Raw genomic sequence first — 25,745 nt, 5'->3', positions numbered from 1 at the left:
GTGGCGCGCCAAAGCATCGTGCGGAAAAGTGGGAACCGGTTTTCCGCTTGAAACGATGCGACAACAAAAACTTGCGCGCCCACCGGCAGGCGAGGAAGCCGTCATGAGTTTTCGTAATATTTCCGCCTGGGCCATCCGCAACCCGGTGTCGCCGCTGGTGCTGTTCGTGGCGCTGCTGCTGGCGGGCATCGTCAGCTTCAGCCGGATGGACGTCAATCAGAATCCCGATATCAGCTTCCCCATGGCCAGCGTCGTCGTGCGCCAGCCCGGCGCGGCGCCGACCGAACTGGAAACGCAGGTGACGCAACGCGTCGAGGCGGCGGTGCGCGGCATCAGCGGCGTGGACGAGATCACCTCCTGGGTGTCGGAGGGCCAGTCCAACACCAATGTGCAGTTCCAGATCGGCACGCCGGTCGACCGCGCCGTCAACGATGTGAAAAACGCCGTCGACCAGATCCGCAGCGACCTGCCCGAAGGCATTTTGGAACCGCAGGTCAGCCGCGTCGACATTGACGGCGGGCCGATCGCCTATTTCAGCGCCGAAGCGACCGACATGACGTTGGAGGAACTGTCCTGGTATGTCGACAATAGCGTGGCCAAGCGGCTGCTGGCGGTGCCCGGCATGGCGGCGGTCAAGCGCGGCGGCGGCGTGTCCCGCGAAATCCGCGTCATCCTGAACCCCGCCAAGCTGCAATCGCATGGCATCACCGCGTCCCAGGTCAACCAGCAGCTTCAGCAAGTGAACCTGAACGCGGCGGGCGGCCGCACCGAAATCGCCGGGGCCGAACAGGCGATCCGCGTGCTGGGCAACGCCCGCGACGCCTATGCGCTGGGCCAAACCCAGATCGCCATTTCCGGCGGCCGCACCGTCAAGCTGGCCGACCTGGCCGATGTGCGCGACATGTATGCCGAACAGCGCACGCTGTCCCTGATGAACGGGCGGCAGGTGACCAGCTTCAGCATGGAAAAGGCCAAGGGATCGTCCGACGTCACCGTCTTCGACGACGCGATGAAGGTGCTGGAGCAGCTTCGGAAGGAAAATCCGAAGGTCCAGTACAAACAGCTCTACACCAGCGTCGAATATACCAAGGGCCAATATCACAGCGCCATGCAGGCGATGATCGAGGGCGCGGTGCTGGCCGTGGTCATCGTCTTTCTCTTCCTGCGCGACTGGCGCGCCACTTTGATCTCGGCGCTCGCCATTCCGCTGTCCGCGATTCCGGCCTTCTGGTTCATGGACATGATGGGCTTCACCCTGAATGGCATCTCGCTGCTGGCCTTGAGCCTGGTGGCGGGCGTGCTGGTGGACGACGCCATCGTGGAGATCGAGAATATCGTGCGCCACATGCGCATGGGCAAAAGCGCCTATCAGGCCTCCATCGACGCCGCCGACGAAATCGGCCTGGCGGTGTTGGCCACGACCATGGCGATCGTCGCGGTGTTCCTGCCGGTGGCGCTGATGCCCGGTATTTCGGGCCAGTTCTTCATCCAGTTCGGCATGACCGTGGTGGTCGCCGTGCTGCTCAGCCTGGCGGTCGCGCGCCTGATCACGCCGATGATCGCCGCCTATTTCCTGAAGGCCCATGGCCAGGAAAGCCATGGCGAAGGCTGGCTGATGGACGTCTATATGGCGGTGCTGCGCTGGTCGCTGGACGAACGCCGGGCCGTCGCCCATCGCGCCCGCGGCGGTGCGGCGCGTTTTACCGCATGGCTTCGCGACCATCGCATCTGGACGATGGGCTTCGGCTTTCTGGCCTTCATCGCGACCATCGCGGCCTTCGGCACGCTGCCCATGTCGTTCCAGCCGACGATCGACACGGATTTCAGCCAGGTGAAGGTCGAAACCGTGCCCGGCAGCACATTGCAGCAGACCACGGCGATCACCCGCAAGGTGGCGGACATGCTCGCCGCCGACAAGGACATGGTCGAAGCCGCCTTTGCCGATATCCAGACGACCGGCGCCGACATTTACCTGACGCTGAGGAAGGACCGGCCCATCTCCTCGGTCGAATGGGAACGCAAGATCGCGCCCAAATTCCAGCAGGTCGCGGACGCCCGCGTCAATTTCCAATCGCAATCGGGCGGCGGCTTCGGCCGGGACATCATCATCATGTTCGGTAGCGACGACCCGGTGAAGCTGGAGCAGACCGCCAACAAGCTGGTGTCGGAAATGGCGGGGATTCATGAAATCCGCGCGCCGCGGGTCGCGGGCGACATGAACCGGCCGGAAATCGTCATCAAGCCGCGCTTCGACCTGGCCGCCAGCCTGGGCGTCACCACCGCCGCGCTCAGCCAGACCATCCGTGTCGCGACGATCGGTGATATCGATCAGAACAGCGCCAAATTCTCCCTGTCCGACCGGCAGATTCCGATCCGCGTAGCGATAGCGGAAGACAGCCGCCGCGACCTTGCGACGATCGAGAATATGCCGGTGCCCACGGTCAGCGGCGGCTCCGTGCCGCTGAAGGTCGTGGCCGACATCGAATTCGGCGCGGGACCGACGCAGATTCGCCGCTACAACCAGATCCGCCGCATCGTCGTGGGCGCGGACCTGGCGCCGGGCATCGTCACCAGCCAGGCGATGGTCAAGATCAATGCCTTGCCGACCATGAAGGCGATCACCGCCGGCCAGATCCCGGGCGTGCAGAAGCTGAACACCGGCGACAGCAAGTGGCAGGCGGAGATGATCCAGAATTTCGTCATCGCGGTCATTTCCGGCATCATGCTGGTGCTGGCGGTGCTGACGCTGCTCTACAAGCGGCTGATGCCGCCCTTCGTCAACCTGGGATCGCTGCTGCTGGCGCCGCTGGGCGGGGCGGTGGCGCTGCACCTGACTGGCAATCCGGTGTCCATGCCGGTGCTGATCGGCTTGCTGATGCTGCTGGGCATCGTCGCCAAGAACTCGATCCTGGTCATCGACTTCGCCCTGGAGGAGATGGGCAAGGGCGTGCCCAAGCTGGAGGCGATCATCGACGCCGGGCACAAGCGTGCCCAGCCGATCGTCATGACCACCGTGGCGATGGTCGCTGGCATGGTGCCGACCGCTGCTTCGCTGAGCGGCGACGGTGCCTGGCGCGCCCCGATGGGCATCACCGTGATCGGCGGCCTGATCCTGTCGACCGTGCTGACGCTGGTGATCGTGCCCGCGACCTTCAGCCTGGCGCTGGGGATCGAGGAATGGGTCGGCCCGCGCCTCGGCCGCCGCCTGCTGACCTACAAGCCCGGCGACAACCGGGCGGGGGCCGCGCAACCGGCGGAATAGGAGTGTAAGGCGGTCTGGCTTGCGCCGTTTTCCTGGAAATACGTCGTGCTCCTGCCTTCGCAGGAGCACGATGCGTTAATGGCTTGGTCGATCGCAGCCACCACCCCAGCCCTGAAAAGAAGCACTTGCCTGAACGAAACGGCGGCGTAACCGTTAGCTGGTCATGAAAATGCTTGCCCCGCCCCGCCCCGTCGCCGTCAGTCCTGTCCATCCGGCGCGGCGCATGCGGATGGTGGCGACGGGCATGCTGCTCGCCATGGCGGCGCTGTTTCTGGCGGCGCGGGCCACCGTACACCTCCACCCCGCCATCGGCTTTGTTCAGGCCTTTGCCGAGGCGGCAATGGTAGGCGGACTGGCCGACTGGTTCGCCGTCACCGCCCTGTTCCGCCATCCGCTGGGCCTGCCGATCCCGCACACCGCGATCATTCCGCGCAACAAGGACCGGATCGGAGACACGCTCGCCTTGTTCCTGCGCGACAATTTCCTGACACCCGCCGTCGTCGCCCGGCGGATGCAGCGGCTGGACATGGCGGGCGTGGCGGGGCGCTTCCTCGCCAGTCCCTCCAGCGGCGACGGGCGGCTGCGCGAAGGCGCGTCCCGTCTCGCCGCCGACATATTGGAGGCGCTCGACCAGGAACGGCTGGGCGGCATGGTGAAGGGCGCCATCGCCCAGCGGCTGCGGGCGATGAACCTCGCCCCGCTGATCGGCCAGGCGCTGGAGGCGGCGATGCGCGACGGCCGCCATGCCCCTGTGATGGACGGCATCATCCTCTGGGCGGACCGCACGCTGGAGGCCAATGACCATCTGATCCGCCAGATGGTGCATGACCGATCGGGCAAGATATTGCGCTGGACCGGCCTGGACGAAAATCTTGCCAACGCGATCATCGACGGGCTGCGCAGACTGCTGGCCGACATGGCGCAGGACGCCGGACACAGCCTGCGGCTGAAGGCGGAGGAAGGCCTGACGAAGCTTGCCGCCGACCTCCAGTTCGACCTGGAGATGCAGGCCCGCGTCGCCCGCATCCGCGACGAGATCGTCGATAATCCGGCGATGCAGCGCTGGATCGACGGCTTGTGGGAGCAGGCGCGCAGCGGCCTGCTGCGGGCCGTGCGCGATCCCGGCAAGGCCATGGCCGGGCGTCTGGGTGAAGCGCTCCACCAACTGGGCGCTACCTTGCAGGAGGATGCCCGGCTGCGCCTGCTGATCAACCGCTTCATGCGGCGTGCCGCCGTTGGGGCGACGGCGACCTATGGCGACTCCATCGTCAAGCTGGTGAGCGAAACCGTGCGCGGCTGGGATGCGGGCACTGTCACCAGCCGGCTCGAACATGCGGTCGGGCGCGACCTGCAATATATCCGCGTCAACGGCACGCTGGTGGGTGGGCTGGTGGGACTCGCCATCCACGCCGTCGACACCCTGCTGTAGAACTGCCCCGCTAATTCCAGCCGTGTTTCTGCGCAGGCAGGAACCCAGTTTCCGATGTTGGAAAGGCGCTGGCGCATGCCGTCGCTCACTCCATCAATCAAAATTAATGTTGCAACATATCATAAAATTATGTTGTAACATGTCATGACGATCCGTGAGGGATCGCATGACAGGAGGGTGCGATATGCGACTGATGACGTTGCGGACAGCAGGTGGCGAGGCTCAGCTTTCCGGTTATAGCGGCGGCGCCCGATCCCCTTTCGGCATAGGCGGTGCGATCGCCGTTCATGCGCTGGTGGTCGGGGCCTATCTGCTGATGCCCAAGGAGATGATCGACGTCTTTCGCGATCCTCCGCCGCTGACCACCTATCCGGTCGCTGACACGCCGCCTCCGCCGGAACGGCCCCAGCCGGAAAGCGATGCCAAGCCCCTGCCCCATTCCCATCCGACCGTGGTGGAAAAACCGGCCGTCCCCACGCCGCCGACCGGCTTCACGACGAAGGCCGACGATCATATTGCCGCTGGCGATCCCGGTACGGGCACGATCACGCCACCCATAATTCCGCCGGGCCTCGAGCCTGTGCTGGCCGACGCCACCATCGACCCCCGCGCACTGGCCGCCTTCCAGCCCGACTATCCCGGCACGATGATTCGGCAGGGGATGGAGGGCAAGGTCGTGGTCCGCGTCACCATCGGTCCCGATGGCCGCGTCACCGACATAGAGCGGCTGTCCGCCACCGACGAAGCCTTCTGGCTCGCCACCCAGCGCCACGCCTTGCGCAAATGGCGCTTCCGCCCGGCGACTCGGGATGGGGTGGCGATCAGTTCAGCCAAGGTGCTGACCGTCCATTTCCGCCTCGCAGACGTTTGAAATCCAAGGGAAGGGGGCCGGAAATCACCGCATCGGGCAACAGCGCTTTTGCATCCGGCCCCGCCTTCCCCTATATCGGCGCGATGGCGATATTCCCCCGTCCGGTGTCTCCCAAGAGCGCGATGAGCGACCTGTGGAGCTATTTTCGTGAGAACCGGCCTCATAAATGGCCGTTGCTCGGCCTGTCCGTCGCGTTCACCTGGGTCATCATCTGGGCCTTCATCGTCGACGCCAACACCAACACCATGCCGACGCGCAACCAGATCTTCTATGTGCAGAGCTGGGACGCCAGCCGTTCCGACGCGGCGATCATCCTCCAGCAGAAGATCGACCTCGCCAAGCGCGAGGCGGCGATCGAGAAGAAGCAGAAGGAGATGCAGGGCGTCGCTGATATTTTCGGCATCGACTGGAAGAAGGACGAAGCGCGTAACACCGCCCGCCGCAAGGAAGCGCTGAAGCAGATCAACGCACAGCTCGACGCCCGGCTGGCCAAGGCCGAGGCGACGGAAAGATCCGGCCCCGGATCAGCCCAAAGCGGAGCTGCCCAGCCCTGAGCGCCCGATCCAAAACCGCCCGATCCCCCGCCGATCCCGCGCAGGACCGGCGTTTCATGGCGGCTGCCATCGCCCTGTCGGAACGCGGGCGCGGGCTTTCCACCCCCAATCCCAATGTCGGCTGCCTGATCGTGCGCGACGGCCATGTCGTCGGCCGGGGATGGACGCAAAAGGGCGGTCGCCCCCATGCCGAAGCCCAGGCGCTGGAGCAGGCGATGGACCGCGCCCACGGCGCCACCGCCTATGTGACGCTGGAGCCGTGCTTCCATCTGTCCCCACGCGGCCCGCGCTGCGCCGACCTGATGGCGCGGGCGGGCGTGCGCCGCGTCGTCATAGCCCTGCGCGATCCCGATCCGCGTACCGACGGACAGGGCGCCGCCTGGCTGCGCAAGCGCGGCATCGCCGTCGAGATGGGGCTGATGGCGCAGGAAGCCGCCGCCGCCATGCGCGGTTTTGTGCTGCGCGAGACGCTGGGCCGGCCGGCCGTCACGCTCAAGCTTGGGCTGTCGCTCGACGGCCGGATCGCGCTGGCCGACGGGTCCAGCCGCTGGATCACCGGCGATGCGGCCCGCGCCCATGCCCATATGGAACGGGCGCGGCATGACGCCATATTGGTCGGCGGCGGGACGCTACGCGCCGATGCGCCGCGCCTGGACGTGCGACTGGCCGGGCTGGAGGATCGCTCGCCGCGACGCGTGCTGCTCAGCCATGCCGCCGTGCCCAAAGGCTGGGAAAGCATCGCCGCGCCGGAGGACATCGCCACTCTGCCCCAGGTCGATCATCTGCTGGTCGAGGGTGGCGCGCAGACCGCCGCCGCCTTTCTGCGCGCCGATCTGGTCGATCGGCTGCTGCTCTATCGCGCGCCGATCGTCATCGGGGCGGGGCTGGCGGGCATAGGCGATATCGGCCTGACCGATCTTGCCGACGCCCATGGCCGCTGGCGGCTCAGCGACGAACGGCGGCTGGGCGAGGACCGGCTGGAGGTTTACGTTCGCACGCGTAGCGCCTAGATCACGGCAAAACTCAAACATAAGTTCGTCCGGCTCGGCCCGAACGGGAAAAAATGGATCAGCGATCATGTTCACCGGCATCATCACCGACATCGGCACCATCCGTACCCATGAGCAGCGCGGCGACCTGCGCCTGGTGATCGGCTGTTCCTATGACATGGAAACGGTTGCCATCGGGGCATCCATCGCCTGTTCCGGCGCCTGCCTGACGGTGGTCGAAAAGGGCGCGGACTGGTTTGCGGTGGACCTGTCGGCCGAAACCGCCGCCCGCACCGCGCCGGGCCTGTGGGAACAAGGCGGCCGCCTCAATCTCGAACGCGCGCTCAAGGTCGGGGACGAACTGGGCGGCCATATCGTGACCGGCCATGTCGACGGCGTAGGCACGCTGGTGTCCGCCACCAGCGAAGGCGATTCGACCCGCCTTCTGATCGCCGCGCCCGCGAAACTGGCGCCCGCTCTGGCCGCCAAGGGATCGATCACGGTCGACGGCATCTCGCTGACCGTCAACACGGTGGAGGACCAGGCCGATGGCTCCGTCCATTTCGGTCTGAACATCATCCCCCACACTGCCGCCGCGACGACTCTGGACAGCCTGACACCGGGCCGCGCCTTCAATCTGGAGATCGACGTGCTGGCGCGCTATCTCGACCGCATGCAGAGCCTTCGCAGCGGCACAATGTGATTATCTCTTGCCATAATCACATCATGATGTGATATGCGACACCATTCCGTTTCGGACCCCGCCTCGGGGAAGGAGTCGTTAGCATGTCGTCAGCCCTTATCGATACCGTCCGCTCGCTCGTCACCGATGGGGGCATGTCGCGATCCGGCCTTGCCCGCGCGGCGGGCCTTCACGCCAATTCCCTGCGCAAGCTGGGCGAGGCGGACTGGAACCCGACTGCCGAAACACTGGGTAAGCTGGAAAGCTATCTCATCAAGCGCGAGGGCGGCACCGCGCTCGCTTCCCCCGAAGAGATCATCAACGAAGCCCGCAACGGCCGCATGTTCATCCTGGTCGATGACGAGGACCGGGAAAATGAGGGCGACCTAGTCATCCCCGCGCAGATGGCGACGCCCGACGCGATCAACTTCATGGCCACCCATGGCCGCGGCCTCATCTGCCTGGCGCTGACCAAGGACCGGGTCGATCATCTGGGCCTGGGTTTGATGAGCCGCAACAATGGCACGCGGCATGAAACCGCCTTCACCGTGTCGATCGAGGCGCGCGAGGGCGTTACCACCGGCATCAGCGCCGCCGACCGCGCCCGCACCATTTCCGTCGCGATCGACGGGTCCAAGAGCCGCGACGATATCGTCACCCCCGGCCATGTCTTCCCGCTGGTGGCCAAGGATGGCGGCGTGCTGGTCCGCACCGGCCATACCGAAGCGGCGGTGGACGTCGCCCGCCTTGCCGGCCTCAATCCCTCCGGCGTCATCTGCGAGGTGATGAAGGATGACGGCACCATGGCGCGGCTGGACGACCTGATCCCCTTCGCCCAGAAGCACAAGATGAAGATCGGCACGATCCGCGACCTCATCGCCTATCGCCGCCGGCATGACCATATGGTCGAACGTCGCGCCGAAACCACCTTCAACAGCCAGTGGGGCGGCGACTGGAGAGCGATCAGCTTCTACAACAAGGCGACCCAGACCGAGCAGCTTGTGCTGCAAAAAGGTAATGTCTCGTCCGATGAGCCGACGCTGGTCCGCATGCACCAGCTCTCCTTGCTTGACGATGTCTACGGATCGACTGGACCGCGCAACGGCCTGCTCGCCAAGTCGATGGAGATCATCGCGGAGGAAGGGGCGGGCATCATCGTTGCCCTTACCCCCCAATCGCCGGGCGATGTCGTCACCCGCATCCTGCGCCATCATGCCGGTCAGCCCGGCACGGGCATGGACGAATTGCGCGACTATGGCGTGGGCGCGCAGATTTTGGCCGAACTCGGCGTGCATGACATGATCCTGATCAGCAACACCCATCACAGCCTGATCGCGCTTGACGGCTATGACCTGGCCGTGGTTGGGCAGCGGTCGATCGAGCTTTAAGGAACCATCCATGGCAAAATTCCTGATCGTCGAAGCGCGCTTCTACGACCATCTCAACGACCTGCTGATCGAAGGCGCCACCACGGCGCTGGAGGATGAGGGGCATAAATATGAAGTGGTGACGGTTCCCGGCGCGCTGGAAATTCCCGGCGCGGTGGCGCTGGCGGCGGAAAGCGGCCGCTATGACGGCTTCATCGCCATCGGCGTGGTGATCCGCGGCGAAACCTATCATTTCGAAGTGGTATCGAACGAAAGCGCTCGCGGCCTGATGGCGCTCAGCATGGACGGCATTCCGATCGGCAATGGCATATTGACGGTCGAAAACGAAGCCCAGGCGCTGACCCGCGCGAAAAAGGACGAGAAAGACAAGGGCGGCGAAGCGGCCAAGGCCGCCATCGCCATGCTCACCCTGCGCGAGAAATTCAGCGCCTGAGACGCTGGATATATGAATGAGCAAAAAGGGGCTGCTTGCCGGGCGGTCCCTTTCATGTGTTCCAGATATTGAGATTGGGCAAGGGCTGGAGTTAGCCAATTCCCGCCATAGCTCAGATCAGCCGGTCCGCCTCCAGCGCGGCGGCCAGTGAATCGCGGCCGCGTGGCATGCGCGCGTGAAGCCGCGCATCGGCTTCGGCCAGCCGTTCCACGCCCGCCGTCAACTGCTCCTCGGACAGGGTGAAAGGCAAGCGCAGGAAACGTTCAAATGCACCGCTCACCCCGAAGCGCGGCCCCGGTGCCACGCGCACGCCATGGCTTTCGGCAATGGCGGCCAGCGCCGTCGCCTCCCCACGCGGCAGTTCCGCCCAGAGCGACAGGCCGCCCGCTGGGGATTCCGCGCGCCAGTGAGGAAGGTGCCGTTCGATCAGCCCGAGAAGATGATCGCGACGCCCCCGCAGCATGGCCGCCCGCGCGCCCAATCCCTCATCGCCGTCGATCAGATGCGCGACGGCAAGCTGCTCCACCACCGGGCTTGCCATGTCCATCGTGGTGCGCAGGCGACCCAGCGCCGCGACGGTCTGCGGATCGGCGCGAATCCAGCCGACGCGCAGCCCGCCCCAGAAAATCTTGCTGGCGGAACCCAGGGTGATGACCTGCCGGCCCGAAGGATCATGCACCGCGACCGGCGGCGGAGGCATATTGTCCAGCCCCATCGCCACCATGGTCTCGTCGATGATCAGCGGCATGTGCGATCGGATGGCGGCGGCCACCAGCGCGCGGCGGGTGGCCGGGTCCATGCTGCGCCCGGTGGGATTGTGGAAATCAGCGATGATATAGGCGAAACGTGGGCTTGTCTGGCGGAAGGCCGCCTCCATCGCATCGATGTCCCATCCCTGCGCGGGCAGGCCGACCGGCACCGGCACGACATGGGCGCGCTGCAGAGCCTGGATCGCATTATGATAGGTCGGGTGATCGATCACTGCCCGGTCTCCCGGCCCCGCCAGCCAATGAAGCAGCAGGGAAAATCCCTGCTGCGCGCCGTTGGTGACGATGATCTGGTCCGGACTCGTCGGGCATCCCCGCCGTTCGTAATGCGCGGCGATCGCCCGGCGCAGCGGCGGCAGGCCCAGCGGATCATAGCCCAACTCGCCCAGAAAGGTGGGAAGTGCCTCCACCGCCGCCTGATAGGCCCGGCCGACTCCCGGCGCGGCGGGCAGGGCGGCATGGGTCCAGTTCAGGATATTGCCGCCGCTGACCGTGTCGATCTCCGGCGAAGTCTGTTCCATCCGGCCGGGCGGCAAACGCGTGACGCTGCCGGACCCCTGCCGGCTCTCGAGAAAACCTTCGTCGCGCAGCCGGTCGAAGGCGGCAGCGATGGTCGTGCGGCTGAGGCCCAGTGCGGCAGCCAGTTCCCGTTCCCCCGGCAGGCGGACATTGAGGCCGATGCGACCGTCCAGCACCAGCATCCGCAGCGCCTGCGCCAATTGACGATAGGCAGGCTCGGCGCTGTCCCCGGCGCGCCAGGCGCCCAGCAGGCGGAGCAGGGAAGGGGGTCGCAGCAGGGAAGTGGACATGGCGATCAGTTCCAATCCAAGGGGTGAAGGGGGCCACTTATCCAATATTGGCTGTTTTGTAAAAGGCCATTTCGGACGATTTCGACCGTCATGATGATGCACCGCCGCCTCTTTCAGCTTTTCTGGGGTCTTGGCCTCTACGGCTTTTCCATGGCGTTGATGCTGCGCGCCAATCTGGGGCTGGACCCCTGGGACGTGCTGCATCAGGGACTGGCACCGCGCCTGGGGCTCAGCTTCGGCATGACGGTCAATCTGATCGGCGCGATCGTGCTGCTGCTCTGGTGGCCGCTGCGCCAGCGGCCCGGCATCGGTACGGTCTGCAACATATTGGTGATCGGAACCGCGGTGGACCTGAGCCTCCTGATCCTGCCGACGCCGGAAAGCTATGCCATGCGCTTTGCCTGGCTGGCGGCCGGGATCGTCCTCAACGGCATTGCGGGCGGTGCCTATATCGGCGCGGGACTGGGGCCGGGGCCGCGTGACGGGTTGATGACCGGATTCTGCCGTCGCACCGGGTTGCCGGTCAAATGGGTGCGGACCGGGATCGAGATCGGTGTGCTGGCGATCGGCTGGCTGTTGGGCGGCACGGTCGGGCTTGGCACCATATTCTATGCGGCGACGATCGGCTGGATCGTGCACCACGCTTTGCCCTTCTTCACCATCGCCCCGCCAGAGCGCCCCGCTCTTGCCTGATTTGGTTGCCCCCTGACCCGCCGGCATGGAGCTTTTATTTCGGCCGGGTATCGACAGAGGCGGTCGGAGCCATATGATGCCCCCTCAAGATGATGAGGAGAGCTTGGTGGCGACCGACCTGTATGACCTGACCGTGCCTCTATTCATCCGGGGTCTGCGCAATCTGTCCGCGATTCTTGACAAGGGGGCCGCTTATGCCGCCGAAAAGGGGATCGATCCGCTGACGCTGACGCTGGCGCGGCTGATCGAGGACATGGCCCCGCTCAGCGCGCAGGTGCAATATGCCAGCGACAGCGCCAAAGGTGCGGTCATCCGCATCGGCGCGCTCGACCCGGCGCCGATGCCCGACACCGAACGGAGCTTTGCCGATTTGCAGGAGCGGATCGCCAAGACCATCGCCTTCCTGGAATCCGTGCCCCGCGAACGGATCGACGGACGGGAGGATGCCGAGGTGATCCTCAAGACCCCGCGGGGCGATTTCGCCTTCACCGGGCGCAGCCATGCGCTCGGCTTTGCCCTGCCCAATTTCTATTTCCATGTGACGACCGCTTATGCGCTGCTGCGACAGGCGGGGGTGCCGGTCGGCAAGCTCGATTATCTGGGCGGAATCTAAACGACGGATCGTGGCCTGAACGAACAAAACTTACTTTCCCGCGCATTTTGCCCTAGGCGCGAGCGATGGCAAAATCCCCCCGCCCCGAAGACGTCCCCGGCCTCCCCGCCCGCCGCGCCGCGCTCCGCCTGCTCGATGCTGTGCTGCGCCGGGGCGATCCGCTCGAACTCGCCCTGCACGGCGCCGCCCAGGGACTGGCCCCGGCCGACCGCGCCCTTGTCCATGCCATTGCCGCCGAAACGCTGCGCCACCTGCCTGATCTCGACGCCCTGATCGACAGCGCCACGCGCCAGCCGCTCCCGCATGACGCCAAGGCGCGCATGGTCCTGCGCATCGCCCTCATTCAAGTCCTCGCGCTTGGCACGGCTCCTCATGCCGCCATCGCCACCGCCCTGCCGCTGGTCGACGGCGGCCCGCGCAAGCTGGTCCACGGCGTCTTCGGCACGCTGACCCGCGCCAACCCGACGCTGCCTTCGCCCCCGGCCCTCCCGCCCGAGGTCGCCAGCCGCTGGGCCGGGCAATGGGGCGACGCCATGCCGCAAGCCGCCGCCGGAGCCTATGCCCAACGTCCGCCCATCGACCTCAGCCTGCGCGACGCCGGCGAAACCGCCCGCTGGACCGAAGATCTGGGCGGTCAAAGCTTTGCCCCCGGCCATGTCCGCCTGCCGGAAAGCGCCAATATCCCCGACCTTCCCGGCTTCACCGAGGGCGCCTGGTGGGTGCAGGATCTCGCCGCCTCCATCCCCGCCCGCCTGTTCGGCAAGGGTGAAGGCCGCCACATCCTCGATCTCTGCGCCGCCCCCGGCGGCAAGACCATGCAGCTTGCCACCGCGGGCTGGCGCGTCACCGCCGTCGACCAGTCGAAAAAGCGCCTTGATCGCCTCCGGGAAAACCTCGCCCGCACCGGCCTGTCTGCCGAGGTCATGCAAGCAGATCTGCGCACTTGGACCCCGGACAGCCCAGCCGACGCCATCCTGCTGGACGCCCCCTGCACCGCCACCGGCATCTACCGCCGCCATCCTGACGTGCTGCACCGCATCGGCCCGCGCCAGATCGCGGAGCTGGCCGAGCTCCAGACCGAACTGCTCGCCCGCGCCGCCGACTGGCTGAAGCCCGGCGGCACGCTGATCTACGCCACCTGCTCGCTCGAACAGGCCGAGGGCGAGGAACAGGTCGCGCAATTCCTGAACGCCCATCCCGATTTCACTTCACGCCCCGCCGACCCCGCCGAACTGCCCGACGGCATCACTCCCACGGCGCAAGGCTGGGTCCGCACCTTGCCCGACACGCTGACGGACCGGGGCGGCACGGACGGCTTTTTCATTGCGCGGCTCGTGCGATCCACTAAGCCTTAACCAAGCATCCATTATGGTGCGATCAGACCGTGCCGTTGTTGTCCGAGCCGCTCCAGGAAAGACCCGCTTTGCGCCCGACCGAGCCTCTTCCCCTGAACCATAGCTGGCCGCTCTACGCCCTGCGCGAGCATCTGGCGCCGGTCATGCTGGACGACCGGCTGGCCCGCGACGACGAGGCGCTGGCCGAGCGTGGCCTGGGTCTATGGCACTGCGAGCTCAGCGACAACAGCCTGAACTGGACCGACGGCGTCTACGACATTTTCGGGCTGGAGCGGGGCATGCTCGTCCCGCGCCCGCTTGCCGTGTCGCTCTATGCGCCGGAAAGCTGTGCCGCCATGGAGCAGCTCCGCGCCTATGCCATCCGCCACCGGCGCGGCTTCACGCTGGACGTCGACATTCGCCCGGCGGACGGCGGCGAATGCGTCATGCGCCTGATCGCCGCTCCCATTGTCAAGCAAAATCAAGTGGTTGCTTTACACGGCGTTAAGCAATTCCTGCCCAAGGGCGCAGGCCCGTCCAAGGGGTTGGACCCCACGCTGTTCGTCCTGTCCTGAAGACCATCGCCACAGCCGCCAAAATCCCCGTCATCAAAAGCCTGTGGATAGCGCGAATCGGGCGTTGCCCTTAACCACGGCCAAGGCTAAGGCCGAAGGTCAAATGACCAGCCCCATCCTGATCTCGCCCTCCATCCTGTCCGCCGATTTCGCCCGCCTGGGCGAGGAGGTCCGCGCCATCGACGAAGCCGGCGCCGACTGGATTCACATCGATGTGATGGACGGCCATTTCGTGCCTAACATCACCATCGGCCCCGGCGTGGTGAAGGCGCTGCGCCCGCACACGAAGAAGCCGTTCGATGTCCACCTGATGATCTCCCCGGTGGACCAATATCTGAACGCCTTTGCCGAGGCGGGCGCTGACATATTGACCGTCCATCCGGAAGCCGGGCCGCACATCCACCGCTCAGTCCAGCATATCAAGTCGCTGGGCGTGCAGGCGGGCGTGGTGCTGAACCCCGGCACCCCGGCCAAGATGCTGGATTACCTCATCGACGACGTCGACCTGATCCTGGTGATGAGCGTCAACCCCGGTTTCGGAGGCCAGAGCTTCATCACCAACCAGCTTCGCAAGATCGAGGCGATCCGCAAGATGATCGAGAAATCGGGCCGCGACATCCGCCTGCAAGTCGATGGCGGCATCGACTTCACCACCGCGCCCCTTGCCATCGAAGCGGGCGCCGACGTGCTGGTGGCGGGCACCGCGACCTTCCGGGGTGGGGCGTCCGCCTACGCCGGCAATATCCGGACTCTGCGCGGCGGGTGAGCGACCGCCGCCGCCTTTCCCCTCAATCCGTCCCGCCTCATTCTTTGGGGAATGCGGCCGAAACCGACCGGCCGGAAGACGGAATCGAACAGGGCAAGCGGCTCATCCGCATCGCGGATGACAAGGGGCTTTCGCTGGCCCAGCGCGTCGCCAACCGCTTCTACCTGCTCAGTTGGAAGACGCCGATCCACGGCCGCCGCTTGAAGGGCAAATATCCGCTCAAGCTGCTCGCCGTTCCCGATGACGAAATCCCCGGCAACGCCCATGCGGGCCAGGCGATCCGGGCCGGCTATTTCCTGTTCCGGGGTCTGAAACAGCCCTTGGGCAAATTGGATTTCGCCAATCCGGGCCAAAATTCCGGTATGTCGCCCGGCTTCACCGATTATCTGCACGGCTTTCACTGGCTGCGCGATCTCGCCACCGTCGCCACCCGCGAACAGGCCGCGCCACTGGCCGAAGGCGTGATGCGCAAATGGCTCGACGCCCATGCAGAGACGCCCAGCGAACCCGCCTGGCGCGCCGACAATGCGGGGTGGCGCCTGCTCTTCTGGTCGGCCCATGCGCCGCTCATCCTGTCGTCCAGCGACCTCGTCTACCGCTCGCTGGTGCTGAACTGCATCGCTCGCACCGCCCGCCATCTCGATCGCGGCGCTGACAAGGCGCATATCGGCCTGCCTCGCCTTGTCGCCTGGGGCGGCATCGTCGCGGCGTCGATGCTGCTGCCCGGCGGCGCAGCGCGCAAGCTGTTCGGGGAAGCGGGCCTGAAGCGCGCGCTCGACAGCGGCCTTCACACCGATGGCGGCATCATCTCCCGTTCCCCGCTCGACCAGTTGGAAACGATCATGCTGCTGACCATGGTCGCCGCAGTCTATGAGGTGCGCCGCGAACAGGCGCCGGCCTTCCTGAAGGACGCGCTCGGCAAGGCGGTTCCGGCTTTGCTCGGCCTCACCCATGGCGACGGGGGTCTGGGCAACTGGCAGGGCGCGGGCGCGATCGATCCCGCCACCATCGAAGCCGTGATCCGCGCCAGCCGCGTGCGCGCCCGTCCGCTGCGGCAGGCCAATGGGTGGGGCTATCAGCGCCTTGCCGCCGGCGGCACAGTGGTCCAGATCGACGCCGCCCCGCCGCCGGTCGCGCAATTGGCCGACGCGGGCTGCGCCTCCACCGGCGCGATCGAGATCAGCGACGGCCCGCAGCGGCTCGTCATCAATTGCGGCGGCGCCGCGCAGGTAGGCGCATGGATCGGCCGCGATCTGGCGCAGGGTCTGCGCACCACCGCCGCGCACAGCACTTTGGTGCTCGATGACAGCAATTCCACTGCCCTGTTGCCCGACGGCACGCTGGGCAAGGGCGTGACCGAGGTCGAGATCAACCGTCAGGAAAGCGAAAGCGGCAGCCGCCTCGATCTTTCCCATGACGGCTATGTCCGCCGCATGGGCTATGTCCACCGCCGCCTGCTGATGATGAGCAGCGACGGCAAGGAGGTCCGGGGCGAGGACATGCTGACCCCCGCCGCCCGCAGGCGGAAGCCGGTGAAGCTGCCGGTCCAGCTCCGTTTCCATCTGGCGCCGGGCGTCGAACCCACGTCCACCGCCGACGGCATGGGCGCGCTGCTGCGCATCGACACGGGCGCCACCTGGCAATTCCGCGCCAATGCCGGAAAACTGGCGATCGAGGAAAGCCTCTGGACCGATGCCGAAGGCCGTCCCCACGGCACGCGGCAGTTGGTGGTCACCAGCGAAGCGCTTCCCGGCGGCTCCTCCATAGGCTGGCTTTTCAAGAAGGTGGGCTGACCGGCCAGAAGGGCTGTTTGGGGTGAATATTCAGCCGAAGCATTTTATCTGCTCCTGCGAATGCAGGAGCAGGGTGCACTCAAACGGAATGAATGTTCGCCCTGCCCAGACCACGCCTCAGGCGGCCGCTTCCTCCAACGCCGGATAATCGACATAGCCCTCGGCACCCTGGCTATAGAGCGTCGCCATGTTCGGGCTGTTGAGCGGCGCGTCGATCTGCAGACGCTTCGGCAGGTCCGGATTGGCCAGGAAGGCGCGGCCAAAACTCACCCCATCCGCCAAACCGCTGTCCAGATCCTGCTGCGCCCGTTCCAGGTCATAGTCGCTGTTCAGGATCAGCGGCCCGGAAAAATGCCGGCGGATGACAGGCGACTGACGCGGCACGTCGGTCCGGCCGAAGGTGCCGTCCGGTCCCGGTTCGCGCAATTCGAGGAAGGCGATGCCGATCTGCTGCAATACCTCCGCCGCCGCCGCGAACAGCGCGGAAGGATTGCTGTCGTCGACGCCCTGCGAGTCCCCATTGGGCGACAGGCGTACCGAAACGCGATCGGCGCCTATGGCATCGGCCACCGCCTGCGTCACCTCCCGCAGCAGGCGTACGCGGTTCTCGATCGATCCACCGTAACTATCGTCCCGATGGTTGCTGCCGTCGCGCAGGAACTGGTCGATCAGATAGCCGTTCGCGGCATGGATCTGCACGCCGTCGAAACCCGCTGCAATGGCGTTACGCGCGGCATGGACATAGTCCGCGATCACGCCCGGAATTTCCTCGATGGCCAACGACCGCGCCGGTTCATAGGGCTGCTTGCCCGCATAGGTGTGGGCATCGCCAGGCCCGGTGGTGGCGCTGGCCGACACCGGCTGTTCGCCGGTCACGCTGCTGTGCACCACCCGGCCCATATGCCAGAGCTGCGCGACGATCCGTCCGCCCGCCTCATGCACGGCCGCCGTCACCGGCTGCCACGCCGCCGCCTGTTCATCCGACCAAAGCCCCGGCGCATAGGGCCAGCCCAGCCCCTGCCGGGAAATGCCCGTCGCCTCGCTGATGATCAGGCCCGCCGAAGCGCGCTGGCGATAATAGTCCGCCATGATCGGCGTCGGCACATGGTCGCGGGTTGCGCGGCCGCGGGTCAACGGCGCCATCAGCATGCGGTTGGGCGCATGGATCGCGCCGAGCTGCACCGGTTCGAACAGATTGGCCATGAAATATTCCCTCTTCAAAGTTGCAGATTGCAACGGGATGTGCCTGCCAAAGCCAACTAGGAAGCCGCCATGGCCGCTTCAACCCCTCTTCCCGCAGAAGATGGGCAAGATTTGCTTTCCCCGCGCTGATTCCGGCTAATCGGCGCGGGTGCTTGTGCGCCTGCCCGGCCGGGCTTAATAGCCTGTCATGACCCCGACGCACCAGGACATGACGCTGGACGAAGTCCGCGCCGCGCTTGCCCCGATCCTGCCCCGTCACGCCGCCTTCGACGGCTGGCGTCCGGAGGCCGTGACGATGGCGGCGGAGCAATGCGGCATCGATGCCGATATCGCCGCGCTGGCCTTCCCCGACGGCGCGATGGACATGATCGATGCGTGGTTCGAAAGCATCGACACGCGGATGCTGGCAGCGCTGCCGCCGGAAAAGCTGGCCGCGCTCTCGATTCGCCAGCGCATCATCGCGCTTGTCGAAACCCGCCTCACCCTGCTCGCGCGCGACCGGGAAGCGCTGCGCCGGGCCCAGGCGACCCTGGCCATGCCGCGCAACGCCGCCCGCGCCGCCAAGCTCGGCTGGCGCGCCGCCGACGGCATGTGGCGCGCCGCAGGCGACGAGTCGACCGACCTCAACCACTATACGAAGCGCCTGACGCTGGCGGGCGTTTATGCCGCGACCCTGCTGGTCTTCGTCGATGACGAGAGCGAGGATTGGACGGAAACCCGCGCTTTTCTGGCCCGGCGGATCGAGGGCGTGATGCGGTTCGAGCGCGCCAAGGCCCAGTGGAAGGGCATAGGCGGCGGCGAACGGCTGAGCTTCGCCCGCTTCATCGGGCGGCTGCGTTACCCCGCCATATAATCTGCCGCGCCGCCGCGCCGATTCGCGCTGGCCTTTTCCAATCGGTATTGATAGTCACTCGCAGAAGTAAATGACGAGTGCCTTACCCTTGCGCCTGACCGAACTGCCGTTGCGCCAACCCGCTTATGTGGACCTGATCGACTGGAAAGCCTTGTCCGCATCCGACGGGCAGAGATTGCGGGAATTCGGCCTGTGCGAAGGCGCCAGCGTGGAGGCGCTGCACCATGGCGGCCTGCTGGGCCGTGGCCCCATCGCCTGCAAGGTCGGCCGCATGACCATCGCCATGCGCCGCAACCATGCCGCCGCCATCACGGTCCGCACCGGGCCGCAGGACGACATCGCGACGGAAAAAGGCGCATGACCGGCCTGCCGCTGATCGCGCTGGTCGGCAATCCCAACGCTGGCAAGAGCGCCCTGTTCAACGCGCTGACCGGCGCCCGCCAGAAGCTGGGCAATTATCCCGGCGTCACCGTGGAGCGCAAGGCGGGCCGCTTTTCCCTGTCCGATGGCCGCCCGATCGAACTGGTCGACCTGCCCGGCACCTACAGCCTCAACCCCACCAGCCCCGACGAACAGGTGACGCGGGACGTCATATTGGGCAAGCAGGCGGGCGAACGCCTGCCCGATGCACTGGTGGTGGTGGTCGACGCCTCCAATCTCGACAATCATCTCCGCTTCGCGCTGGAACTGATCGGACTCGGCCTGCCGACCATCGTGGCGCTCAACATGGTCGACCTCGCCACCCGTGACGGGCTGGAGCTGGACGCCAATATCCTCTCCCGCGAGCTGGGCGTGCCGGTGATCTCCACCGTCGCGGTCCGCAAGCGTGGCTTGGACCATCTGCGTACAGAACTGGAATCGATGCTCGACGGCAGCGTAGGCAGGGTCCGCGCTTCAGGCGAACAACGCGATTTCGACGGCCTGCGCCAGGAAGCGCGCCGCATCGCCCGCGCCGCCATCGTGCGTGAAACCCCCTCCCGCCGCCTGACCGCCGCGGTCGACCGGGTGGCGCTCCATCCGGTAGCGGGGCTGATCCTGCTGCTCGCCCTGCTCTTCATCATGTTCCAGGCGGTTTACGCCTGGTCCGAAGCACCGATCGCCATGATCGAGGGCTTTGTCGCCAGCGCCAGCGATGCCGTGATGGCGGCACTGCCCGGCGGACTGCTGCGCTCCTTCCTGGTCGACGGCGTGCTGAACGGCGTCGGATCGGTCATCGTGTTCCTGCCGCAGATCCTGATCCTCTTCTTCTTCATCCTGATGCTGGAGGCGACCGGCTATATGGTCCGCGCCGCCTTCCTGATGGATGGCATCATGGCGAAGGTCGGCCTTTCGGGCCGCGCCTTCATCCCGCTGCTCTCCTCCTTCGCCTGCGCGGTGCCGGGGATCATGGCGACCCGCACCATCGCGGACCCGAAGGATCGGCTGACCACCATATTGATCGCGCCGCTGATGACCTGCTCGGCGCGGCTGCCGGTCTATGCGGTGATCATCGGCGCCTTCATCCCGGCGCGCACCGTGGCGCTCGGCATCGGCCTGCAAGGGCTGGTCCTCTTCTTCCTCTATATTTCCGGCATCGTCGGCGCGATGCTGGCCGCGCTGGTCCTGCGCCGGACCGTCACCAAGGGCGCCAGCGGCGGTTTCCTGATGGAGATGCCCAAATATCAATGGCCCCGGTCGCAGGACATATTGCTCGGCCTGTGGCAGCGCGCGGTGATTTTCCTCAAGCGCGCGGGCACGATCATCTTCACCTCGACCGTGATCCTCTGGGTGTTGCTCAGCTTCCCCAAGGCGCCGGAGAATAGCGGCGTCAGCCAGGTCAATTATTCGATTGCGGGCCGCGTCGCCAACGGCCTCAACCTCGTGCTGGAGCCGATCGGCTTCAACCGCGACATTTCGCTGGCCCTGATCCCCGCCATGGCGGCGCGAGAAGTCGCCGTTTCAGCCCTCGCCACCGTCTATTCGCTCGACGCGGACGAGGATGAGGCGAAGTTGGAACGCAGCCTGGGCGACCGGCTGAAGGATAAGTGGCCGCTGCCGACCGCACTCGCCTTCCTCGCCTGGTTCGTGTTCGCGCCGCAATGCATCTCGACCATCGCCGTGACGAAGCGGGAAACCAATGGCTGGAAATGGCCGCTGTTCATGATCGGCTATCTGTTCGTGCTGGCCTATGTCGCGGCGGGCCTCACTTATTGGACCGCGACCGCCATCGGGCTGGGTTGAGAATTTTGCGCCCGGTCAAGGCGAGGCGAACCAAAAAAGCCTAGCCCGCCGGTCATGGCCAGCCCCCTTCTCTTCACATTCGCCCTCTGGGCCTTGCTGCTGACCCCCGGTCCCACCAACAGCCTGATGGCGCTGGTGGGCGGGCAGAAGGGTCTGCGCCGCGCGGCATCGCTGATCCCTGCGGAACTCGGCGCCTATTTGATCGTGGTGATCCCGCTCGCCATGCTGGGCAAGGATGGCATCGCAAGCTGGCTCTCGCAGGCGATCAAGCTCGGCGCCGCCATCTGGGTTCTGCATCTGGCGCTCAAGCTCTGGCGCGCCGCCATGCCAACCGGCGGAACCGCCGACATCACCGCCCGGCAGCTGTTCGTCACGACCCTGCTCAACCCCAAGGGGCTGATCATCGGCCTTGTTCTCCTCCCCGCCGCAACCCGCCCTGCCTTCGCGTCCGATCTGCTGATCCTGGCTCTGTCCGTGATTGCCGCAGCCCTGCTTTGGGCGGGACTCGGCGCCGGAATCGGCCGCGTGCGCTGGCTTCCCCGGATCGCGGCTGCCTGGCTGGCGCTGCTCGCGGGAGGCCTGGCCCTTGGCGCGATGGCGCATTGAGCCGGTTCCATTCCGGAAACAGCCCGCTATAAGAGCCTGCTAACGCTTCGGAGGAAACATGGCGGGTTCGGTCAACAAGGTCATTCTGGTGGGCAATCTGGGCGCGGACCCGGAAGTGAAGAGCTTTCAGAATGGCGGCAAGGTGTGCAACCTGCGGATCGCGACCTCCGAAAGCTGGAAGGACCGCAATTCGGGCGAGCGCAAGGAGCGCACCGAATGGCATAGCGTCTCGATCTTCTCCGAAGGCCTGGCTGGCGTTGCCGAACGCTTCCTGCGCAAGGGCAGCAAGGTGTATCTGGAGGGCCAGTTGCGCACCCGCAAATGGCAGGACCAGTCGGGCAATGACCGCTACACGACCGAAGTCGTGCTGCAAGGGCCGGGCGCGGTGTTGACCATGCTGGACGGCGCACCGGGCGGCGGCTTCGGCGGTGGTGGCCGCTCGCAGGGCGGCAGCGACTGGAGCGGCGGATCGAGCGGTTTTGGCGGCGGTGATTATGATGATTTCGGCGGCGGCGGCTCTGGCAGCGGTTCCGGCCGCTCCTCGGGTGGCGGTCGCGGCAGCGCGGGCGGGCCGAATTTCGACAATGACCTGGATGACGAAGTACCGTTCTGACGGCTTTTACCTTGGATAGAGAGACGCGCTCCGACCTTCCGGCCGGGGCGTTTTTCTTTGGCGGTTAAGGGTGGAGGGCGCACATTGATGTCGATTCTAGTGCGCCATGCTCCTGCCCTCGCAGGAGCAGTGATCGTTTAGTGGCGGCAACCGGCCATTGGCTAATATGGCGTTCCCGCGAACCGGGAGGGGGCGATCACAGTAATCCACGCTGAAGCGAATATATTTCAAAACCCGGCGCGAACGCTCATCACGACGCACCTTGATCGGACCGCTTGATCGGACCGCCGATCGACCAGACATGGCCATAGGGATCGGTCAGTTGGCCATAACGCTCGCCCCAGAATTGGTTTTCGATCGGGAAACGGACGCCCGCCCCCGCTTCGATCGCGCGTTTCCACCAGGCGTCGGCATCGTCGACCGCCAGATGTAGAGTGACGCCCCTGGGCGCCTCGGCCGGGGTGCCGCCACTCATTTCAGGGAAATGGTCGTTCAGCATCAACGAACCGCCATTGATGCGCAAATGCGCGTGCATGATGCGCTGGCGACCCTCCGCGACATGGCGCATCAGTTCGGCGGCGCCAAAAGCGCGGGAATAGAAGGCGATGGCTTCGGCCGCCTTGTCATTGCCGATGGTCAGGTGCGGGACGACGCCTGCTGTGGGACGTATGGCCGTGGGGCTTTGTGCTTCTGTCATGTGCGGCTTCCCCTCTTCAAAAAGCGTCGGACCGGCGCAGGATAGGCGCTTTGCAGGCGGATCAGAAGATGCCCAGGAATTTCTTCTCCTGACTCTTTTTCTCTTTTTGGCTGCCCTTGCCGGCTTCGTCCTTGGCCGTGGTGCCGTGGCCGACATCGTCGCGGGGCTTGCCGCCCTTGGTGCGTTGGGCGGTAGCGGTCGCACCGGCAAGGACCGGACCGCAGGCCGCGCTCTTCGCGTCGCCTATGTCGACAAAGGCGAGAACGGCAGCGAGTGGGCTGGCGGCGACGCCCAGCGCCGCTGCCGCGCCGCCGCGCGCGATCAGCTCGGGGCTGATGACGTCGATATGGGGTTTGACGAAAGTGCCGTCGAGGCTGACCGGGGACTGGCCGGAGAAGAGGCTGAACTTCTTGCCGTCGGCGCGGAAGGAGAGGTCGAGGCTTTCATTGCGGAAGGAAAAGCCGCCTCGGCCCAGCAGCACATTTTTTTCGGTGTCGATGATGATCGGGTCCGCCGCCGCCACGCCGTTGCGAACGGTGAAGGCGATGAGGCCGCAATTGATCTGGACCGGCTTCTTGAGTTTGCCCGAGAACATCTTGGTGATGAAGGTGCCGATATCGAGCTCGGAAAGCTGGATGTTGCGGGTCCACATCGATCCGGCGGGCAGGATGACGGCGATGCGCCCGTCGGATGTGCTGAGCGAATCGTGCAGCGTGTCGCCCAGGCCGGTCATCTGGACACGGGCCTTGATCATGCCGGTGGTGCCGGATTCCTCGACGCCCCAGCGGGCGAGCAGCTTGCCCATGGGCGTGGGAGACAGGCGGATGTCGTAGGTGGTGCGCACCGGCTGGCCGCGCGCATTGATGGAAATATCGGAACTCAGATGGCCGCCGGACATGTCGAAGGTCAGCGGCGACAGCTTCAGCAGGCTGTGATCGAGCGCCAAAGTGAGACCGATATTGGAGATCGGCACATGTTCCGCGCGGATGCGGCGAACGTCATATTGGAGCCGGGCGTCGAAATTGCGCAGCGCTTCAACCCGAAGCGGCGCGTCAGGCAGGATGCGCGGCGTGCCGCCCACGGTGCTGATCGCGCCGTCCGCGCCCTGGGCCTCCAGCTTCTGCGGGTCGTAGCCGATGAAGGGACCGATATCGAGGATGTCGAGCGTCTGGGTCGTCAGGGCAGCCTTCAGCAGCAAGCGGTTATTGGGGAGCGAGACGGTCAGCCGCCCGGCGAGGTCGCTATCGCCAAAGCGGCCCTTGAGGTGCGTGAATCGCCATTCGCCGCCTTGCCTGGTGAGTGCGGAGGTCAGGCGGTAATCCCGGGTCTCGGGAATGGCGACGCCCAGGAAGTCGAACAGCCGGGCGAGATTGGGACCGTGGGTGATGAGGCGCAGATCGGCGCCCTTGATCTCGGTCGCGCCGGGGAGGGTGCCGCTGACTTCGAGAATGGTGGCGCCAGCCTCGGCATGAAGGGCTAAGCTGTTTTTGCCGCCCATCACCGTTTCATTGGGCGAGAGCAGGCCGCCGCGCAGGGTGAAGGGTCGCTGCCGCATCGTGCCGGTGCCCGAAAAACGCACGTCGCTGGCAAAGCGGCTGTCCTGCGCCTTCACCGTTTCGAAGCCGATATCGGTGGCGAGCTGCATCCGGGGATCGCGATAGCGCAGCGTCGTACCCGCCAGCAGTGCGCGGCGGATCAGGGGAAGGTTGAGCGGCTCGCCCTTCCTGTTGGGGTCGCCGAAAGTCCATGTATTGCTCTTGCCGTCGCGGGACCATTCGAGGTCGGCCGCCGCATTGCGCAGTTCGAGCCAGCCGACGCGATATTTGTCTCCGAAGAGGAGGCTTAAAGGCGCGATTCGGCTGTCGATCAGGTCGGCGCGGAAGAAATCGGGGCGGCTTGCCCATTGAGTGTTCGCGACCGTCATCTTTTCGGCGCGGAACTTGATGGTGACGGGATCGAAATAGAGCTGGAAGTCGCCGCCGACCTTGACGGGGCGTTCGAGGCGGCTGGTCAGGAAGCGCTCGAAGGGGTGTTTGAGGAAGCGGCCCTTGGTGACGAACAGGATCAGCCACAGCGCGAAGATGATGCCGACGATCCAGAGCAGGACGCGGAAGGGCAGCGGGATTTTGCGCCAATGTTCCCGGGCACGGTACAGGTGATAGCGCGCGCCGCCGGGGCGCGGCACCTCGTTCGCCGGCATGTCCGGCCGGAGGGGATCGGCGTCGGCCATGGCGGTTCAACGCCGGGCAGCGCTTTTGGGTCCGAATCGCTTGCTTTGGCGCGATCTTCCGACTATGGGCCGCCCTTCGCGATATTCGGAAGGACCGCCCGGCTAACTAGGGCTGCCGTGGCTGTCCGTAATCGTCGCGCTGAAGAAGGAGACGAAAATGCCCAAGCTCAAGACCAAGAGCGGTGTGAAGAAGCGCTTCAAGTTCACCGCTTCCGGCAAGGTCAAGCACGGCGTCGCTGGCAAGCGTCACCGCCTGATCAGCCACAACGCCAAGTATATCCGCCAGAACCGCGGCACCTCGGTCATGTCCGACGCCGACGTGGCACATGTGCGCCTCTGGGCGCCCTACGGCCTGAAGTAAGGAG

The 25,745-nt window shown here is 65.7% G+C and carries 24 protein-coding genes; 20 read left to right on the top strand and 4 right to left on the bottom strand.

The features are described 5' to 3' along the window. Positions 1-103: 103 nt before the first annotated feature. From HHL26_RS16045 to ribH, 8 genes are all read left to right on the top strand, one after another. The gene (locus HHL26_RS16045) at positions 104-3,262 is read left to right on the top strand and encodes an efflux RND transporter permease subunit (RefSeq protein ID WP_066560985.1); all 3,159 of its coding nucleotides are present in this window, start codon (positions 104-106) and stop codon (positions 3,260-3,262) included. Between the two features lie 163 nt (positions 3,263-3,425). Then, a complete protein-coding gene (locus tag HHL26_RS16040) occupies positions 3,426-4,691 on the top strand; it encodes a DUF445 domain-containing protein (protein ID WP_066560982.1) in 1,266 nt (421 codons plus the stop codon). A gap of 184 nt (positions 4,692-4,875) precedes the next feature. Next, positions 4,876-5,562 (top strand): energy transducer TonB, encoded by a 687-nt coding sequence (locus HHL26_RS16035; RefSeq protein WP_066560979.1) that lies wholly within the window; start codon positions 4,876-4,878, stop codon positions 5,560-5,562. An 83-nt stretch (positions 5,563-5,645) separates the two neighbouring features. Beyond that, a complete protein-coding gene (locus HHL26_RS16030) occupies positions 5,646-6,116 on the top strand; it encodes a hypothetical protein (RefSeq protein WP_066562084.1) in 471 nt (156 codons plus the stop codon). Next, positions 6,113-7,126: a bifunctional diaminohydroxyphosphoribosylaminopyrimidine deaminase/5-amino-6-(5-phosphoribosylamino)uracil reductase RibD gene (ribD, locus tag HHL26_RS16025; protein WP_257721819.1), complete on the top strand. Its 1,014-nt coding sequence runs from the start codon at positions 6,113-6,115 to the stop codon at positions 7,124-7,126. The genes HHL26_RS16030 and ribD overlap by 4 nt, the downstream gene beginning before the upstream one ends. 67 nt (positions 7,127-7,193) lie before the next feature. Next, positions 7,194-7,808, top strand: coding sequence for a riboflavin synthase (locus HHL26_RS16020; protein ID WP_066560974.1), 615 nt, complete (start codon positions 7,194-7,196; stop codon positions 7,806-7,808). A gap of 83 nt (positions 7,809-7,891) precedes the next feature. Then, positions 7,892-9,175: a 3,4-dihydroxy-2-butanone-4-phosphate synthase gene (gene ribB / locus HHL26_RS16015; protein WP_066560971.1), complete on the top strand. Its 1,284-nt coding sequence runs from the start codon at positions 7,892-7,894 to the stop codon at positions 9,173-9,175. 10 nt (positions 9,176-9,185) lie between these two features. Then, the gene (gene ribH, locus HHL26_RS16010) at positions 9,186-9,608 is read left to right on the top strand and encodes a 6,7-dimethyl-8-ribityllumazine synthase (RefSeq protein ID WP_066560965.1); all 423 of its coding nucleotides are present in this window, start codon (positions 9,186-9,188) and stop codon (positions 9,606-9,608) included. Positions 9,609-9,720: 112 nt separating this feature from the next. Here ribH and HHL26_RS16005 read toward each other — a convergent pair whose 3' ends face one another. Beyond that, complete coding sequence (locus HHL26_RS16005; protein ID WP_066562082.1) at positions 9,721-11,184, bottom strand: PLP-dependent aminotransferase family protein; 1,464 nt, start codon at positions 11,182-11,184, stop codon at positions 9,721-9,723. A gap of 90 nt (positions 11,185-11,274) precedes the next feature. On the opposite strand from HHL26_RS16005, the gene HHL26_RS16000 reads away from it, so the two are divergent. The 6 genes from HHL26_RS16000 (at position 11,275) to HHL26_RS15975 (ending at position 16,958) form a co-directional block, all read left to right on the top strand. Next, on the top strand, positions 11,275-11,877 hold the full coding sequence (locus HHL26_RS16000) for a hypothetical protein (RefSeq protein ID WP_066560964.1): 603 nt from the start codon (positions 11,275-11,277) through the stop codon (positions 11,875-11,877). 106 nt (positions 11,878-11,983) lie between these two features. Beyond that, positions 11,984-12,490, top strand: a complete 507-nt coding sequence (locus HHL26_RS15995) for a DUF1993 domain-containing protein (RefSeq protein WP_066562080.1) — start codon at positions 11,984-11,986, stop codon at positions 12,488-12,490. A gap of 65 nt (positions 12,491-12,555) precedes the next feature. Next, positions 12,556-13,845: a transcription antitermination factor NusB gene (locus HHL26_RS15990; protein ID WP_066560961.1), complete on the top strand. Its 1,290-nt coding sequence runs from the start codon at positions 12,556-12,558 to the stop codon at positions 13,843-13,845. Positions 13,846-13,913: 68 nt separating this feature from the next. After that, a complete protein-coding gene (locus tag HHL26_RS15985) occupies positions 13,914-14,399 on the top strand; it encodes a diguanylate cyclase (protein ID WP_066562078.1) in 486 nt (161 codons plus the stop codon). A 103-nt stretch (positions 14,400-14,502) separates the two neighbouring features. Further along, positions 14,503-15,165, top strand: a complete 663-nt coding sequence (rpe, locus tag HHL26_RS15980; RefSeq protein ID WP_066560958.1) for a ribulose-phosphate 3-epimerase — start codon at positions 14,503-14,505, stop codon at positions 15,163-15,165. A gap of 44 nt (positions 15,166-15,209) precedes the next feature. Beyond that, positions 15,210-16,958 (top strand): heparinase II/III family protein, encoded by a 1,749-nt coding sequence (locus HHL26_RS15975; RefSeq protein WP_145907530.1) that lies wholly within the window; start codon positions 15,210-15,212, stop codon positions 16,956-16,958. A 117-nt stretch (positions 16,959-17,075) separates the two neighbouring features. Here the strand turns inward: HHL26_RS15975 and HHL26_RS15970 are convergent, their stop codons facing one another. Beyond that, positions 17,076-18,161, bottom strand: a complete 1,086-nt coding sequence (locus HHL26_RS15970) for an alkene reductase (protein WP_066562077.1) — start codon at positions 18,159-18,161, stop codon at positions 17,076-17,078. Positions 18,162-18,348: 187 nt separating this feature from the next. On the opposite strand from HHL26_RS15970, the gene HHL26_RS15965 reads away from it, so the two are divergent. From HHL26_RS15965 to ssb, 5 genes are all read left to right on the top strand, one after another. Then, positions 18,349-19,014: a COQ9 family protein gene (locus HHL26_RS15965; protein WP_066560952.1), complete on the top strand. Its 666-nt coding sequence runs from the start codon at positions 18,349-18,351 to the stop codon at positions 19,012-19,014. Between the two features lie 88 nt (positions 19,015-19,102). Beyond that, positions 19,103-19,375, top strand: a complete 273-nt coding sequence (locus HHL26_RS15960; protein ID WP_066562076.1) for a FeoA family protein — start codon at positions 19,103-19,105, stop codon at positions 19,373-19,375. Further along, on the top strand, positions 19,372-21,234 hold the full coding sequence (locus HHL26_RS15955; protein ID WP_066560949.1) for a ferrous iron transporter B: 1,863 nt from the start codon (positions 19,372-19,374) through the stop codon (positions 21,232-21,234). Before HHL26_RS15960 ends, HHL26_RS15955 begins: the two co-directional genes overlap by 4 nt. A gap of 54 nt (positions 21,235-21,288) precedes the next feature. Then, entirely contained in the window at positions 21,289-21,840 is a 552-nt protein-coding gene (locus HHL26_RS15950; protein ID WP_082748734.1) for a hypothetical protein, read from the top strand. Between the two features lie 58 nt (positions 21,841-21,898). Beyond that, positions 21,899-22,453, top strand: a complete 555-nt coding sequence (gene ssb / locus HHL26_RS15945; protein ID WP_066560943.1) for a single-stranded DNA-binding protein — start codon at positions 21,899-21,901, stop codon at positions 22,451-22,453. A gap of 250 nt (positions 22,454-22,703) precedes the next feature. On the opposite strand, the gene HHL26_RS15940 is transcribed toward ssb, so the two are convergent. Together HHL26_RS15940 and HHL26_RS15935 are read right to left on the bottom strand one after the other, a co-directional pair. Beyond that, positions 22,704-23,150 carry a VOC family protein gene (locus HHL26_RS15940; protein WP_066560941.1) on the bottom strand — a complete coding sequence of 149 codons (447 nt, stop codon included), beginning with the start codon at positions 23,148-23,150 and terminating at the stop codon, positions 22,704-22,706. 61 nt (positions 23,151-23,211) lie between these two features. Next, positions 23,212-25,380, bottom strand: coding sequence for an AsmA family protein (locus HHL26_RS15935; RefSeq protein ID WP_169576170.1), 2,169 nt, complete (start codon positions 25,378-25,380; stop codon positions 23,212-23,214). A 157-nt stretch (positions 25,381-25,537) separates the two neighbouring features. Here HHL26_RS15935 and rpmI point away from each other — a divergent pair, with 157 nt between their 5' ends. Further along, positions 25,538-25,741 carry a 50S ribosomal protein L35 gene (gene rpmI, locus HHL26_RS15930; protein WP_007689506.1) on the top strand — a complete coding sequence of 68 codons (204 nt, stop codon included), beginning with the start codon at positions 25,538-25,540 and terminating at the stop codon, positions 25,739-25,741. Positions 25,742-25,745: the final 4 nt, after the last annotated feature.

The organism is Sphingobium sp. TB-6 (assembly GCF_012927365.1).
Taxonomy (GTDB): Bacteria; Pseudomonadota; Alphaproteobacteria; order Sphingomonadales; family Sphingomonadaceae; genus Sphingobium.
This window is presented reverse-complemented; position numbering and strand designations above follow the sequence as displayed.